This window comes from Methylomonas sp. DH-1, from assembly GCF_046097555.1.
Lineage (GTDB): Bacteria > Pseudomonadota > Gammaproteobacteria > Methylococcales > Methylomonadaceae > Methylomonas > Methylomonas koyamae.
In genome coordinates this window covers 4,625,793-4,641,195 of record NZ_CP143089.1, presented here as the reverse complement: position 1 = coordinate 4,641,195, position 15,403 = coordinate 4,625,793, and the positions used below count along the sequence as shown (strand labels likewise).

At 58.1% G+C, this 15,403-nt stretch carries 11 protein-coding genes; 5 read left to right on the top strand and 6 right to left on the bottom strand.

Annotated elements, in window-relative coordinates; genetic code table 11:
• The first annotated feature begins 3 nt into the window (after positions 1–3).
• The 3 genes from VXJ35_RS21175 (at position 4) to VXJ35_RS21165 (ending at position 3,718) form a co-directional block, all read left to right on the top strand.
• Positions 4–798 carry an XdhC family protein gene (locus VXJ35_RS21175; protein WP_064023080.1) on the top strand — a complete coding sequence of 265 codons (795 nt, stop codon included), beginning with the start codon at positions 4–6 and terminating at the stop codon, positions 796–798.
• A gap of 98 nt (positions 799–896) precedes the next feature.
• The gene (locus VXJ35_RS21170) at positions 897–1,364 is read left to right on the top strand and encodes a (2Fe-2S)-binding protein (RefSeq protein WP_064023079.1); all 468 of its coding nucleotides are present in this window, start codon (positions 897–899) and stop codon (positions 1,362–1,364) included.
• Complete coding sequence (locus VXJ35_RS21165) at positions 1,361–3,718, top strand: xanthine dehydrogenase family protein molybdopterin-binding subunit (protein WP_064023078.1); 2,358 nt, start codon at positions 1,361–1,363, stop codon at positions 3,716–3,718. Before VXJ35_RS21170 ends, VXJ35_RS21165 begins: the two co-directional genes overlap by 4 nt.
• Positions 3,719–3,722: 4 nt before the next feature.
• Here VXJ35_RS21165 and VXJ35_RS21160 read toward each other — a convergent pair whose 3' ends face one another.
• The 6 genes from VXJ35_RS21160 to VXJ35_RS21135 form a co-directional block, all read right to left on the bottom strand.
• Positions 3,723–5,231, bottom strand: coding sequence for a YifB family Mg chelatase-like AAA ATPase (locus tag VXJ35_RS21160; RefSeq protein ID WP_064023077.1), 1,509 nt, complete (start codon positions 5,229–5,231; stop codon positions 3,723–3,725).
• A gap of 3 nt (positions 5,232–5,234) precedes the next feature.
• The gene (gene ubiK / locus VXJ35_RS21155; protein WP_054758874.1) at positions 5,235–5,486 is read right to left on the bottom strand and encodes a ubiquinone biosynthesis accessory factor UbiK; all 252 of its coding nucleotides are present in this window, start codon (positions 5,484–5,486) and stop codon (positions 5,235–5,237) included.
• Between the two features lie 5 nt (positions 5,487–5,491).
• The gene (locus tag VXJ35_RS21150) at positions 5,492–6,076 is read right to left on the bottom strand and encodes a MarR family winged helix-turn-helix transcriptional regulator (RefSeq protein ID WP_064023076.1); all 585 of its coding nucleotides are present in this window, start codon (positions 6,074–6,076) and stop codon (positions 5,492–5,494) included.
• A 73-nt stretch (positions 6,077–6,149) separates the two neighbouring features.
• Complete coding sequence (locus VXJ35_RS21145; protein ID WP_064023075.1) at positions 6,150–7,760, bottom strand: hypothetical protein; 1,611 nt, start codon at positions 7,758–7,760, stop codon at positions 6,150–6,152.
• Positions 7,761–7,771: 11 nt separating this feature from the next.
• Positions 7,772–9,514, bottom strand: coding sequence for an alpha/beta fold hydrolase (locus VXJ35_RS21140; protein WP_064023074.1), 1,743 nt, complete (start codon positions 9,512–9,514; stop codon positions 7,772–7,774).
• A gap of 23 nt (positions 9,515–9,537) precedes the next feature.
• Positions 9,538–11,295, bottom strand: coding sequence for a GMC family oxidoreductase N-terminal domain-containing protein (locus VXJ35_RS21135; RefSeq protein WP_064023073.1), 1,758 nt, complete (start codon positions 11,293–11,295; stop codon positions 9,538–9,540).
• A gap of 240 nt (positions 11,296–11,535) precedes the next feature.
• Between VXJ35_RS21135 and VXJ35_RS21130 the strand changes: the two genes are divergently transcribed.
• Both VXJ35_RS21130 and VXJ35_RS21125 read left to right on the top strand, forming a co-directional pair.
• The gene (locus tag VXJ35_RS21130) at positions 11,536–12,765 is read left to right on the top strand and encodes an NADP-dependent isocitrate dehydrogenase (protein WP_064023072.1); all 1,230 of its coding nucleotides are present in this window, start codon (positions 11,536–11,538) and stop codon (positions 12,763–12,765) included.
• Positions 12,766–13,262: 497 nt separating this feature from the next.
• Positions 13,263–15,386 (top strand): acyltransferase family protein, encoded by a 2,124-nt coding sequence (locus tag VXJ35_RS21125; RefSeq protein WP_064023071.1) that lies wholly within the window; start codon positions 13,263–13,265, stop codon positions 15,384–15,386.
• The last annotated feature ends 17 nt before the right edge of the window (positions 15,387–15,403 follow it).

Genomic DNA, 15,403 nt, shown 5'->3' with positions numbered 1-15,403 from the left:
TGCGTGATTCCCGACATACTCGATTTGCAACTTTCGTTGCGCGAACAACGCCAGCCTTACGTGTTGGCCACCGTTACCGAAATTTTGGGCTCGTCGTCGGCAAAGCCGGCGGCGAAAGCGTTGTTGGATCAAAATGGCAAGGTATTGGCTGGTTGGGTCGGTGGCGGCTGCGCTCAGTCCATGGTGGCCCGTGCCGGGCTGGACTGCTTGGAAACGGGAGAACCTTGCGTGATAGACATCGATTTGAACGACGAAGTGTTCGGCGCCGGCATGCCTTGCGGCGGCGCGATGCGGGTCTACGTGGAGCCGGTGCTGCCTAAGCCCCGGTTATGGCTGATGGGGCATGGCCGTATCGTCGAGAGTCTGTGCGAGTTCGGCTACCGGCTTGGTTTCGATGTGATCGTCGACGACCCGCAAGCGGCCGGCTCCCGCTTCCCGGCCGCCGCCAAGCTGATTACCGACGATGTCCGCTACCAGCAACTTCAGCCAGGCCCCGGCGATTTCGTTGTGATCGCTACCCACCATAAAGGCGATTACGATGCGCTGAGCCAAGCTTTGCATTCCGAAGCATGTTACGTCGCCCTGATTTCCAGCCGCAAAAGGGCAAAATTAGTGTTGGACCGACTGGCGGCCGAGGGTTTTTCCGAAGCTAAATTGGGGACGGTCAGGGCACCGGCCGGTTTGGATTTGGCCGCAAAACTGCCCGAAGAAATCGCGCTGTCGATTATCAGCGAAATGGTCGCCGTGCGCCGCGGCGGTAGCGGTTTGCCGCTGAGCCGGCCGTCGGCGGCGGCCTGAGGCCGTCTTTACCGGCTGCCAACCGGCGTGTAACATCCACGGCCAATTCCGGCGCAGCCGCCATAGTTACCGAATCCAATAAACCAGGGGAGTGCCAGATGACCATACTCAACATCAACGGCAAACGCCGGAAAACCCAATTGCCCGCCGACACGCCGTTACTGTGGTTGTTACGCGACGAATTGGGCTTGACCGGTACCAAGTTCGGCTGCGGCATCGCCATGTGCGGGGCCTGCACTGTACATTTGGACGGCCAGCCCGCCCGCGCCTGCGTAACGCCGATTTCGGCAGCGGAAGGAAAATCCATCGTCACCATCGAAGCCATAGCCCAGGACGCTACCGGCAAGAAAGTTCAGGAAACTTGGCTGGAACTGTGCGTGCCGCAATGCGGCTACTGCCAGTCCGGCCAGATCATGGCCGCAACGGCGTTGTTGAAACAAAAGCCGCAACCGGACGATGCCGACATCGATAAAGCCATGAGCGGCAACATTTGCCGCTGCGGCACCTATCCGCGCATTCGGGCCGCGATCAAACAGGCGGCCGGTCAAGCGGAGGCGAAATCATGAAGCGGACGGCGCAACATAGCGAAAACCCCGGCCTCGGTCAGGCCGGCGCCAACGACCTGGAAATTGCCAACATCAGCCGCCGCGAATTTTTGAAGGATCTGGCGTTGACCGGTTTTGTGCTGGCCGCCGGTTTGCCGAATGTGCTGCGCGCCGACGACGCCGCGGCTCCGTCTCAACCGGAGAAATTCGGTGCCGATGCGATGCCGCACGGCTGGGTCGACAACCCATTGGTCTTCGTCGCGATCGCCGCCGACGGTACCGTGACCATCGTTTGTCACCGCTCCGAAATGGGCCAGGGCATCCGCACCAGCCTGCCGATGGTGGTCGCCGACGAGATGGAAGCCGATTGGGAGCGGGTCAAGGTCGTGCAAGCGCCCGGCGACGAGGTGCGTTACGGCAACCAGGATACCGACGGCTCGCGCAGCACCCGCCACTTTTTTCAGCCGATGCGCCGGGTTGGCGCCGCCGCCCGACTGATGCTGGAGACCGCCGCGGCTCGGCATTGGCGGGTGGCTGTCAGCGAAGTGCGGGCCGAATGGCATGCCGTGTTGCATATACCCAGCGGCCGCAAACTGGATTACGGCGTATTGGCCAAAGCCGCCGCGAAATTGCCGGTGCCGGCGCGCGATAGCCTGCGTTTGAAAAGCGCAGAGGAGTTTCGTTACGTCGGCAAGGGCAAGCAAGGCCTGTACGACGGTCGCGACATCGTAGCCGGCACGGCGCAATACGGGATCGACGTCCGCTTGAAAGATATGCTTTACGCCGTTGCGGCGCGGCCGCCGGTGTTGGGCGGCAAGGTGGCTAGTTACGACGCCAGCGCGGCATTGCAAGTGCCGGGCGTGGTTAAAGTCGTCGAATTACCGAGCAGCCCGCTGCCGGCCGACTTTAATCCGCTGGGCGGGATTGCGGTGATCGCCCGCAACACTTGGGCGGCGATTCAGGGACGCAAGGCCTTGAAGATCGAATGGGACCACGGTCCGCACGCCGCTTACGATTCGGTGGCGTACAAGGCCGAATTGGAAGCCGCGGCGCGGGCGCCGGGCAAAGTGGTACGAAACGAAGGCGATGTCGATGCCGCTTTGCAAAGCCCCGCCAAACGCCTGGAAGCCGAATATTACGCGCCGCATCTGGCTCAGGCGCCGATGGAGCCGCCGGCCGCGACGGTGCGTATCGCCAACGGCACCTGCGAAGTCTGGACCTGCACCCAGGCGCCGCAACTGACCCGCGAGCGCGTCGCCAAATGGTTGAAATTGCCGGTGGAGAAGGTCACGGTGCACGTCACGCTGCTCGGCGGCGGGTTCGGCCGCAAGTCCAAACCGGACTACGTGATCGAAGCGGCGCTGCTCTCTAAAGCGATGCGCGGCAAGCCGGTGAAGATGACCTGGACCCGCGAAGACGACTTGCGCCATTCTTATTTTCATACCGTGTCGTTGGAGCGGCTGGAAGCCGGCCTGGATGCCGCCGGTAGAGCTGTGGCCTGGTTGCACCGTACCGCGGCGCCGTCGATCTCGTCCACCTTCGGCCCCGACAGTAAGCAGCAGATGCCGGTGGAATTGGGGATGGGCGTGATAAATAATCCGTTCGCGATTGCGAACTTGCGGATCGAAAATCCGCCGGCCGCCGCCCATACCCGGATCGGCTGGTTTCGTTCGGTTTCCAATATTCCGCGCGCTTTTGCGATTCAATCGTTTGTCGCCGAACTGGCCGCTGCGGCCGGACGCGACCACCGCGATTTTTTGTTGGAGTTGATCGGCCCGGCTCGGAAAATCGATCCGCGCGAACTTAAAGACGTGTGGAACCAGGGTGAATCGCCGGTTTTGTATCCGCTGGATACCGGCCGCTTACGCCGGGTGATCGAAACCGCCACCCGCGAGGCCGACTGGGGCCGCCAAGCCCAGGCCGGGCGCGGACTGGGCTTGGCGGCGCACTACAGCTTCGTCACCTATGTTGCCGTGGTGGTCGACGTTGCTGTCGATGCCGGCGGTAAACTGAGCATTCCACGGGTCGACATCGCCGTCGATTGCGGGCCGCAAGTCAATCCCGAGCGCATCCGCTCGCAATTGGAGGGCGCTTGCATCATGGGCGTCAGCTTGGCGACGCTGGGCGAGATCAGCTTCAAGGACGGCGCGGTGGTGCAGGACAATTTCCACAGCTACCAATTGACCCGGATCGACGATGCGCCGCGCGAAATTCGGGTGCATTTGTTGCCGTCGGCGGAATACGACGCGCCGCTCGGCGGCGTCGGCGAGCCCGGTGTGCCGCCGATAGCGCCGGCTTTGTGCAATGCGATATTTGCCGCTACCGGCCAGCGTATTCGCCAGTTGCCGATTCGCGACCAGTTGCTGAAGGATTGAGGCGCTAGCGGTTGCGGTCGAGCTTGCGGTAACCGATTGCTTCGCTGAGGTGGGGAATTTCGATGGCCGGCGCGTCGGCCATGTCGGCGATGGTGCGCGCCAGTTTCAGGATGCGGTGGTAGGCGCGGTGCGACAGGCCGAATTTCTCCATGGCCTGTTCCAGCAATTGATGGCCGGTGTCCGTCAGTTTGCATATGGTTTTGACTTCGGCGGCGGTCAGCGCCGCATTCGGTTTGCCGCTGCGGGCGGCGGCGATCTGCCGGGCCGCGACTACTCGGCGGCGGATGGTTTCGCTGCGTTCCTCGCCTGCCACCGCGCCTTTGCGCAACATTTCCAACGACACTCTCGGTACTTCCAGATGCATATCGATCCGATCCAACAACGGCCCGGAGACGCGCGCCCGGTAGCGGGCGACTTGCTCCGAGGTGCAGCGGCAGCGGCCGGAAGCGTCGCCCAGATAGCCGCACGGGCAGGGATTCATCGCCGCGATCAGTTGGAATCGGGCCGGGAAATCGGCTTGGCGGTTGGCGCGGGAGATCGTGATATGGCCGGTTTCCAGCGGTTCGCGCAGAACTTCCAGCACCTTCCGGTCGAATTCGGGCAGTTCGTCCAAAAACAGCGCGCCGTTATGCGATAGCGAGATTTCGCCCGGTTTGGGATTGCTGCCGCCGCCGACCAAGGCTGCAGCCGAAGCGGTGTGGTGCGGTGCGCGAAACGGCGGTTGCCGCCAGCGTTGGATATCCAAACCGTGGTCGCTGATCGAGGCGATGGCGGCGGTTTCCTGGGCCTGTTGTTCGCTCAGTTCCGGCAAAATGGTCGGCAGCCGCGCCGCTAGCATGGATTTGCCGGTGCCGGGCGGCCCCAGCATCAATAGATTATGTTGGCCGCTGGCGGCAATTTCCAATGCCCGCTTGACGTGGTACTGGCCGTGAACGTCGGCGAAGTCGACGTTGAAGGCCGCGGTCGCACTATTTGGGTTCGGGATGGGCGGTTCGATCGGCTTGTGTCCGGACAAATGCGCGCAAACTTCCAGCAAATGCCCGGCCGGCAGCAGGCCGGCATCTTTGATTAAAGCCGCCTCGGCGACGCAGCCAACTGGCAGAATCAGTTGCCTATGGGCGTTGCGGCAATGGATCGCCACCGGCAAGGCGCCGGGTATCGGCCGCAGTTCGCCGCCCAGCGACAGCTCGCCGATGCATTCGTAGTCGGCCAGCGCATTTTTCGGGATTTGGCCGGAAGCGGCCAAAATTCCCAACGCAATCGCCAGATCGAAACGGCCGCCTTCCTTGGGCAAGTCGGCCGGCGCCAGATTGACCGTGATGCGCTGGATCGGAAATTCGAAATGCGAATTGACGATGGCGCCGCGCACCCTATCCTTGCTTTCCTTTACCGCGGTTTCCGGCAGGCCGACCATATTCAGCGCCGGCAAACCGTTGCTGACATGCACCTCCACCGTTACCAACGGCGCATCGATGCCGGACCGGCCCCGGCTGTAAACCACGGCCAGCGACATCGCTTATTCTTGCAACAGGCGCTGTTCCAGTGCGGCGACGCGTGTTTCCAATTCTTCCAGGCGGGCGCGGGTTTTGGCCAACACGGCTTTTTGCACTTCGAACTCTTCGCGGCTGACCAGATCCAGTTTGGCCAAGCCGCTTTGCAGCAAGGCATGGACGTTCTTTTCGACGTCGTCCTTCAGATGGGTCAGGCCGGGCGGAATTGCGCCGGCGATACGCTCGGCTAAGTTATCAATAGCTTTGGGATCGAACATGGTAATTACTCTCGGTCTATGAAGGGGTTGGGTGTCGGTAAGTGGTCTCGGCAAATCTTGTCGGTATCATCGCGGTCCAACGGTTGTTCGGTCAAGCCGCACTGGTAATGGTGCCGTTCCACTTGGAAATAATGGCAGGAACGGCATAAACCGAAACTTTTGGATTGGTTGACCTTTTGCAATAAGCCTAGCGCATTTTGCAAAGCCTCGCCTACGCTGTCCACTTCCTGGCGGCTGATGCGCGATTCGGCTTGCTTGAAGATGTCCAACGGTTTCAATTCGTCGATCAAGCGTTTGCCGGCGGCGGTCAGGGTTAAATGGAAGATGCGGCCGTCCAGCGTGTCGACCGATTTTTCCAGATACTGTTTGCGTTCCAGAACTTGGATGCTTTGCGACACGGTGCCCTTGGTCAGGCCCAGATATTCGGCAACCGCCGCGTGCGTGTTGCTGTAGCGATTGCAGCGGGCCAAGTATTCCAGGACCTGGCCGTGAACCGGTTGTAAGCCAATGGTTGCGTATTTTCGGCGTTCTTCGGAACGCAACAGCGCGCTGATCCGCTCGATCAGCTTGAAGGTTTCTAATTCGTGCATCGGCCCGATTTTAACACAGGCCGGCCGTCTACCTCGAACTGCGGCCGGCCTGTAGCGGATACTCGGGCTTAAATCAGTCGAGTTTATCCATCCGATCGCTCCAATTCAGGTTGTCGCGGACGAAATAGCGGTATTCAGACTGTTTCTGCAGGTTTAGTACGTACAAGGCACGGCCGATGCCGCGCCGGCGGTAGCCGCCGTTTTCCTTATCGACGATTTGGTCGCGCCAGGCGCCGAAATTGACGTAGGTGAAGTTTTTGCGCGTCGGGCTGTCGATGTCGGCCTCGGCTTGCAGCGGGATATGGGTGTGTCCCTCGCCGTGGATTTGGAAGCCCTGTTTCAATAATGCTTCTTGAAAGGTCGGGAAGGCCAGCAGGTTTTTCAAACTGGCGCCGTCCTCGCTGTACACCGAGCTCGGCCGAATCTGTTCCAGCCAGTCCAGCACTTTCAGTACCCCGCGTACGAACTGCAGTTGAATGCGGTACATCAGGAAGGATTCGGTGAATTTCAACCAGTATCTGGCTAGCGTCAACCCCAGGCGTTGCGAACTTGGTGCGCTGGCCAAGGTATAGTCCCAATTCAGCCAGTCTTTCAATGCCCGGAACAGTTGATTTTCGATGATGTCGCGAATCCTGGTGTCGGTCGAGGAACGGCCGGTTTCTTGCAATATCCGGCTTACCGCAGCCGAGCTGGGCCGGTAAAGATCCAATTCGTCCAAGATCCGGTTGATGCGGGTCAGATCCGGCGCAGTTGTATCGGTTGCGTTAAAGGCTTCAGCCAACTTGGTTTTGCTGCGCCAGATGAAGGTGGATAGCACGCCGGCCGCCACCGTGTCGCCGAAACAAGCTTCCGTGAACGGCCGGTAATTAAGCTTTTGCCAAGTTTTTACCGCCCAGCCGGCTTTGGTGTTCCAGCCCGGCAGACCGTCGGCGGCGGCGATGGCCAGGCAATTGGCGCGGTCGCGCCATTGTCCATGGGTGAGGAACAGCCGCAGGTCGGCGTCGCCCCAGTAAAACGGCAGCCACGGCACGCTGTCGGCTGCCTTGAAACGGTCGGCGTCGCCGAAATACATGTTGCCGATCCAGGCCCGATATTCGGGTTTCAGACTGGAAAGCGGCTGGCCCAGGCCGTCCTCGTAAAACCGCCGCAGAACCTCCGGATCGGCGAATATTTCCTTGTCGTGGTTGCCGAGCAATACCAGAACTTCCACCTTCGTAGCCGCAGTATCGGTCTTGGTCTCGAGCAATTGCTTGGGAAGATCTTTCAGGTGGTAGAAAAATCCGCCCGATTGGCCTTTTTTTTCCGGTGGCCGGTCGTGCAGGAGCAGAATCCCGTCCATGATCTTGTGCAGGCATTGCTTGAATTTCTCCTTAAATTTGGGATCGTTGCGTTGCCACGGGTAAACCTCGGCTTCGGCCCAAGCCGAGGTGCGGATCATATCTACCACGTCGCCGTCCAATACCAACGTCAATTGGTCGATATGTTGCTTATCGCAAGTGTTGGCCAAGTCCGCGAAAAAATCGGCCCAGACCGTTTCTTCGGCGCTTTGGGTGCCGACCGTGCCGTCGGTGAAATGCACGTCGCTGATCACGACGCAGAGTCGATTCAGCATGTCGCCGGAACCGACCGTCGCCGGTTGTAGCGTAGCCAGCGTCAATTGCAGGTCTTCTTCAGTGATTGCCATCGTCGTTTTCCTCAATTCCGGTGTTTATTCAAAAATTCTACAAAGCGCGGGAACACGTCTTGTGCGGCGTTTTTGCCCATGATGACGTCGGCATGGCCGTAATCCGGAATCACGGCCAGTTCGTGGCGGCCGGGCGCGATTTTTTCCAGGCGCTGGTGGCAAACGATGTTGGAGTCGCGGAACAAGGCGTTGTCCTGGCCGGCAACCAGCAGGCAAGGGGTCTGAATATCGGCGGCGTCGGCCAGATAGTTGTCGGGCAGGCTGCGGTAGCGCGGTTCGTTGGGCAAATATTTGACGGCAGTGTTGCCGGCATTGACCATCTTCAACACGTGGCGGTAGTAATTGACGGCGCTGCCGCCGAATAAGTCGCCGCAGCGGCGGTGAGTGACGTCGTGCAGATTTTCGTGTTTGTACAGCACCGGAAAGCCCCAGCCCCACATAAAGCTGAGCATGTGGCATTCCGGCGAATCGCATTCGTGGTGGAAGGCGGAGATTGCCATCGCCAGCAATTTGCCGGCGCCGAAGCCGGGATCGCGCCGCCAATGCGGATTCAAATAGTCCACGCCCAAAATGTAATCGGCGGCCAACGGTCCCAGATACAGTTTGATTTTGGCCGGCGGCGGTACGCACGGCGTCAACGATACGCCGTTGGCGATCAGGCTGCGGATGCCGGTTACGGCCTTGCCGAACAGGCTCATGCTGAACGCCAGCGCACCGAAGCAATGGCTGATCACGTGTATCCGCGCATCCGGCCCTACCGCTTGGCGCACGGTCGAGATCGCCGCCGGCATGTCGTACAACGCCAGATCGTCGACGTTGTAACGGTGGCGTTGCAGATTGTACGAATAGCGGTTGCTGATCCGGCCGTCCAGGGTCCAGACGTCGGTAAAGCCTTGATCCAGCAGGTAGCTGGCCAGGTTGTAATGTTCCGGCATGATGAACATGTCGCTGGCGGCGGTCAGGCCCGGAATCAGCACAACCACATCTTTGCTCGGCGCCCGTTGGAAACGTAGCAGGCTCAAGCCGAGCCGGTCGGCGGTCGTAAAGGGATGGGTCGAAACTTCGGCGTCCTTGACGCCTTCCAGCGTATACAGCGGAATTTCGCGGACGAAGGCGCCCATTTTCGGCGTCAGCGCCGGTTTGTAGGTTTCCCATAACGCACCGAGGAAAAAGCCGCCGAAGCGTTCCACTGCGTGCAGCCGGTCGGCCACGCTGTCGCCGCTGGCGCGGATCGTGGTCAGTTGTTTGGCGAAGTCCATGATCTCGATGTGCAGAATGCCGGTGGCGTAAACTTTGGCTTTGGTTTCCTGGTCGGCTTCGACGTGGCCTTTGAACAAATTGGTGAACAAGGTCGTGGTGTCGGCCCATAAATCGGGGCCGACGTTGTTCTGGATTTGCTTGGCGCCGCTCAGCGTCAGTTTCTGGCCGTTGCTGTCGGTAAAGAACAGCCGGTACAGCATTTGTTTGCGGTTGGCGTCGGCGCTGTCGACGAACAGGTTGAACACGCCTTGGTCGACAGTGCGCCGGCCGCCGACCAGGTCGCCTTCGACCCAGCCGATCGCGGCAGCCTGATGGCGGTCGTTGTTCAAAAACGTATCGAGGTCGTCGCTCTGGATCGTTAAATGAAACATAAAGTAATGGCCGTCGGTTTTACCTTGGTCGTAACCGTCCTGAAATGCGGTTTGGCCCGGGCTGAGATAGCCTTTCATCTCTTCGGTGAATTCGAACGAAGTTTTTGCTGTGGTATCGGTCATGTCTGTGTCCTCTGGCTATGGGGCTATACGCCCAGGCTGGCGTCGGGTGCGATGCCGGTGATGCCTTCGGCAATCCATTCGGCGGTAGCGGAAATCGTGGCGATCGGGTTGGCGCCGACTGCGCTCGGTAGGATGGAGCCGTCTGCTATGTACAGGCCCTGGTAACCGAAGGCTTGGCCGCGGCTTTGCGGATCGGCGGAAACCACGCCTTTTTCCGCCGAGTCGGCCAAAATGCAGCCGCCGAGCGGATGAACCGTAACGTTATGCTTGACCGGCAGTTCCCACGTCGGAAGCGGCAGAAACAGTTTGCCTTTGATGAAGGCGTTGAAGCGTTTGCCGGCCTCTAAAATGGCTTGGTAAAGCGGCATGCTAGTGTCTTGCGGCCAGTCCAGGTCGATGCGGCCTTCCGCGTTCAACGTCAAGCTGCCGTCGCCGTTGTCCAGGCCCATGCAGAGCAATACCCCACTTTTCGAAGACAAGTCGTCTTTCAATATTTCGTGCAGCGAAAAACCCAGCGAACCGTTCCAGACGCCGCTGGCCAGATATTTCTTCAACCAGGCGATCAAGGCCTTAACCGCTCGGACCAGTTTGCGCAGCAGGCTGGTCGGGAAGGCGCCTTCGATATACCAGGCCAATGTCGCCGGATACGACGCGTCTTCCAATATGAAGGCGCGGTTGCGCTGGAAGCGGTCGAACAGGTGGTAATCGGTGTATTGGGTAATGACCGGGCCGTAGTTCGGATCGGCTTCTTTTTTGCCTTCGATGGCGAACGACAGAAAATCGCCGTTGCCGGAAAACCAACGGCCCAGTTGTGCGCTTAATTTGGGCAAGGTGCCGAATACGTCGCGGCAGCGCAGCAGCAGTTCGTTGCTGCCGAAGGTACCGGCCGACACGACCACGCGCCGTGCGGTGAAGCTGTGCACAGTGTCGGATTCCAGGTCGCGGAATTCGACCCGGTAGCCGTATTCGCCGCCGGCTTGCGGATCGTCGTTGCCGGCGGCGCCGAGCGGGACGATTTTTTCGGCTTGGCAGTCGGTGCGGATTTGGCCGCCGTGGCTGTGTTCGCCCGCATACAGGTAGTTCAGGTCCAGCGTGTTTTTGGAATGGGTGTTGCAGCCGATGTCGCACTCGCCGCAGTAGGTACAGGAGGTTTGGGTGGCGCCATAGCGGTTTTTCTCCTGAAGGCCGATGGCCAGTGGTTGCTCCCGGCCGTTGTAGCTGTAATCGTTGCCGAAAAATACGCAAATGTCGGCCAGCTTACTGGTGCGGTTATCGTGGGCGGCGAACTCCTGAAACAATTCGGTGCGGACGATTTTACGGCGCGGGTCGGTTTGCCATGGCGGGACCGGCCGGGCGCCGAGCACTTGCTTGGCGATTTGGTAGTAAGGTTGCAATGCGGCTTTGTCTATGGCCGCCGGCCAGCCTTGTTCGAAGACGTGCGCCGGAGGCTCCAGAAACACGTTGGCATAAATCAGCGAGCCGCCGCCCAGGCCGGCCGAAATCACGGCGTCCATTTTTTTGTAGTTGCGGATATCGAACAGGCCGCGCAACTTCTTATCCTGAATGTGCTTGGGCCGCTTTACCGCGTTGCCGTCGATGCTCCAAAAGCTGTCGGCAATCTGTTTCGGCGAACGGGCGAATGACGCCATCGGATAGCGCCGGCCGCGTTCCAGCAGCAAGACTTTATTGCCCCATTTCTGGGCCAGGCGGCAAAAGTTGATGGAGCCGCCGAAGCCGCTGCCTATGACGATGGCTTCGTAATCTAAATTCGGACCGGCCATTGATACCTCCTCGGGAAAGATTTTTATTATTATTGGAACGGGCCGAGCTCGCCTGTTAACTAATTAACTTGCAAAAAGCCCAATATTACAAAGCCTTGCACAATAGTCAGCCGACTCGGTCGGGCCAGTATAGACCAATTGGCAATTGACTTCGATGGTTAACTATGGAGCCAGTCGGCGCCGATTCCGGCCGGCGGCGCTATACTGCAGGCACGAATAGCAATCCGTCAGGAGCAAGGTATGAAAAAGATAGTGGTGGACAATCCGGTAGTGGAAATCGACGGCGACGAGATGACCAGGATTATCTGGCGTTTCATCAAGGACAAATTGATCCTGCCTTACCTGGAATTGCCGATCGAATATTACGATTTGGGCATCGAACAGCGCGATGCCACCGACGATCAAGTGACGATAGACGCTGCTCTCGCGATTAAAAAACACGGCGTCGGCATCAAATGCGCGACGATTACGCCGGACGAAGCCAGAGTCAAAGAGTTCGGGTTGAAGAAGATGTACAAATCGCCGAACGGTACGATCCGTAACATCCTGGACGGTACCGTGTTTCGCGAACCGATCATCTGCAAAAACGTGCCGCGCTTGGTGCCGAACTGGACCCAGCCGATTTGTATTGGCCGCCATGCCTTCGGCGACCAATACCGCGCCACCGACTTCGTTACCAAGGGCAAAGGCAAATTAACCATTACCTTCAAACCGGACGACGGCGGGCCGGAGCAAAGCCATGAGGTGTACCATTTCGCAGGCGACGGTGTGGCGCTGGCAATGTACAACACCGACGAATCCATTGCCGGTTTCGCCCGCAGTTGCTTCAACGTCGCGTTGGACCGGGGCTGGCCGCTGTACCTGTCCACCAAAAACACCATCCTGAAAAAATACGACGGCCGCTTCAAGGATATTTTCGAGGACATTTACCAAGCGGAATATAAAGACCGGTTCGCTGCCAAAGGCATCGTTTACGAACATAAATTGATAGACGACATGGTGGCGTCGGCCTTGAAATGGAGCGGCGCCTTCGTTTGGGCCTGCAAGAATTACGACGGCGACGTGCAATCGGATACCGTCGCTCAAGGTTTCGGTTCGTTGGGGCTGATGACGTCGACGCTGGTGACGCCGGACGGTAGGGCCATGGAAGCCGAAGCCGCGCATGGCACCGTCACTCGCCATTACCGGATGCACCAGCAAGGCAAGCAGACCTCGACCAATCCGATTGCGTCGATTTTCGCCTGGACCCGCGGTCTGGCGTTCCGCGGCAAGTTGGACGGCAATTCGGAGTTGATCGATTTTTGCCAAACGCTGGAGCAAGTCTGCGTCGATACTGTCGAAGCCGGGCTGATGACCAAGGATCTGGCGGTATGCATCCACGGCGATGCGGTCGACGAATCGCAATATTTATCCACCGAGGCTTTTTTGGCGGCATTGCAAGCGAATTTGGAACGCAATTTGGCGCTGTAACCGGCTTCCGATTCGGCTGCTCAGGTTTTGCGATCGGACAGCCGAATCGGTGAAAAAAAATCTTTTCGGCCGCGAATTTGGCCATTTTACGTTACCGATTGATTTGCTTAATAAATATCGATTCGAAATCTGTTTGGCTTATTTCAGAACGTGATTCAGTGCAATTAATCATGCAAATTTCACATTGTTTATCAGGAAAACGGTGCTAAGATCGCGCGACCGAATTGGAAATGTCGCCTTTTCGCCGTTCCGGCGATGCCGTTTCCGAACCGGGACTGTAGCAATCCGATAACTGTTCTCCGCGGGAGTGGTTTGGCGGCAAGAGGTATCGAGGAACAGGCGCTGCCTATCCTCAAAGCCTGGCCGCCGGATAAAGGGGCTGACCGGAAACTTACAGTTGGAACGACCAACAATTTCCAGGAACCACGCCGCCCAGAGCCTCCTCGTGCCAGCAGGCTTAGGACGAATCCGAGCCTGGCTTAGCGAGACGAGACTTCATGACTTCTGCCAATCCCCACCTGCTCCACATCAAATACCGCCCCGACATCGACGGCTTGCGTGCCGTCGCGGTGCTTTCCGTCGTCGTTTTTCACGCCTTTCCCAACGGTTTGAAAGGCGGATTTATCGGTGTCGACATTTTCTTCGTCATTTCCGGCTACCTGATTTCCAGCATCATTTTTCAAAACCTGGAAAAAGGAACTTTCAGTTTCGGCGAATTCTACGCCCGCCGGGTCAAACGCATCTTTCCGTCGCTGATTTTGGTATTGGCCGCGAGCTATGCGTTCGGTTGGTTTGCGCTATTTGCCGACGAATACAAAGAGCTGGGCAAGCATATCGCCGCCGGCGCCGGCTTCGTCTCCAACTTTATATTGTGGGGCGAAGACGGTTATTTCGATTATTCGGCGGAAACCAAGCCGTTGCTGCATTTATGGAGCTTGGGGATAGAGGAACAGTTTTATATCGTTTGGCCTTTCTTGATTTGGCTGGCTTGGCGGCGGAACTTCAATATTTTGACCGTCACCGTGTTGGTCGCGCTGGTGTCTTTTTACCTGAACATGAGGGGAATACGCTTGGATAGCGTCGCCACGTTCTATTCGCCGCAGACCCGGTTCTGGGAACTGCTGTGCGGCAGCATGTTGGCTTGGCTCGCCCTCTACCGCAAAGGCGCCTACGCACCTTTCCGGGCCAAACTCGATGCCTGGTTGGCGAGCGTGGTGTACCGCGAAACGCACGAAGCCGACGGCAGGACGCTGGCCAACGCGCTATCGTTTATCGGTTTGTTTCTGCTGGTTTACGGATTCTCCATCATCAACCGCAATTTCTACTTTCCCGGCAAATGGGCCGTGATTCCGATGCTGGGTGCGGTTTTGATTATCTCGGCCGGGCCGCAAGCCTGGTTTAACCGGACTGTTTTGTCCAACCGGCTGGCGGTTTGGGTCGGCGTGATCAGTTTTCCGCTTTATCTGTGGCATTGGCCTTTGCTGTCCTTTGCCCGGGTTCTGGAAACGGAAGTGCCTAGCGTCAATATCCGGTTGGTCGCGGTGGCGTTGTCCGTCTTATTGGCTTGGCTGACGTACCGGCTGGTCGAGCAGCCGATACGTTTCGGCAAGGGTAATAAATCCAAAACCGCCGTGCTGATGGGCATGATGTTAATCATCGGCAACATCGGTTACTTCTCTTACTTGAAAGACGGTTTCGAATTTCGCCAAGCCGATGCACCGAGTAAAACCAAGCTGTTCGCAGACGTAAAAGGCACGGTGTTGTTCAACACGCCGGACGATTGGGTCGACGACATTTGCAAAGCCGAATTGGGCGCCAGTTACGAGTCTCTGATTTGTCGTTTTACCACGGCGACCCCGAAAACCTTGGTGGTCGGCGACAGCCACGCCGCGCAATTCGTTTACGATTCGATATCGAAAGGGGCCAACGATTTGGCGTTGGTGGCGGTAAACGGCTGTTTGCCCTTTGTCGATTTGGTTGCGATCAATCCGTACGAAGAATTCTCGGATAAGGCCTCGCGCTGTAGAGTCGTGATGCCGATCGTGTTAAAGGTGCTCAGAGACTTTCCGTCGATCCAGCAAGTGGTGTTTGCCACCCGCGGGGCGATGTATGTCGATGGCTCCGGCTATGGCGACGTCGAGAAGAAAAATACCTACCGCATCATCAAGGACCCGAACGACTTGCTGCCGGAAAACTACAACCGATTTATTTCCGGTTATGTGGCCTCGATTAACGAGATTCTAAAATTCGGCAAGCAGGTCATTTTTGTCGAGGACGTTCCTGAAATAGGCGTGGAAGCCAGGAGTTGCGTCGAAGACCGGCCGATAAAAATAACCGACAAAGAGCGTCCGGATTGCATCGTCCCGCGCAAATCTTTCGACCAGAGAAATACCAACTACCGCCATGCGGTCGGCTCGATCAATGCCGCTACCGAAAACCGGATCAAGATATTCCCGGCCTACGAATACTTGTGCGACGAGTCGTCATGCGGAGCCGGCTTGGAAGACGGCGTGTCCTACTTTTACGACGACGACCATCTTTCTCTGCGCGGCAGCCATTACATTTTCGGCAAATTCTCCGAGTGGCTGGCAAAAGCGTCTTCGCCGTCCTCGAAAAATTAGCTTTCCTTTAGCTTACC

Coding starts and splice junctions, on each gene's coding strand:
- VXJ35_RS21170 (WP_064023079.1), top strand. CDS start 897: ATGACCATACTCAACATCAACGGCAAACGCCGGAAAACCCAATTGCCC.
- VXJ35_RS21165 (WP_064023078.1), top strand. CDS start 1,361: ATGAAGCGGACGGCGCAACATAGCGAAAACCCCGGCCTCGGTCAGGCC.
- VXJ35_RS21160 (WP_064023077.1), bottom strand. CDS start 5,231: ATGTCGCTGGCCGTGGTTTACAGCCGGGGCCGGTCCGGCATCGATGCG.
- ubiK (WP_054758874.1), bottom strand. CDS start 5,486: ATGTTCGATCCCAAAGCTATTGATAACTTAGCCGAGCGTATCGCCGGC.
- VXJ35_RS21150 (WP_064023076.1), bottom strand. CDS start 6,076: ATGCACGAATTAGAAACCTTCAAGCTGATCGAGCGGATCAGCGCGCTG.
- VXJ35_RS21145 (WP_064023075.1), bottom strand. CDS start 7,760: ATGGCAATCACTGAAGAAGACCTGCAATTGACGCTGGCTACGCTACAA.
- VXJ35_RS21140 (WP_064023074.1), bottom strand. CDS start 9,514: ATGACCGATACCACAGCAAAAACTTCGTTCGAATTCACCGAAGAGATG.
- VXJ35_RS21135 (WP_064023073.1), bottom strand. CDS start 11,295: ATGGCCGGTCCGAATTTAGATTACGAAGCCATCGTCATAGGCAGCGGC.
- VXJ35_RS21130 (WP_064023072.1), top strand. CDS start 11,536: ATGAAAAAGATAGTGGTGGACAATCCGGTAGTGGAAATCGACGGCGAC.
- VXJ35_RS21125 (WP_064023071.1), top strand. CDS start 13,263: ATGACTTCTGCCAATCCCCACCTGCTCCACATCAAATACCGCCCCGAC.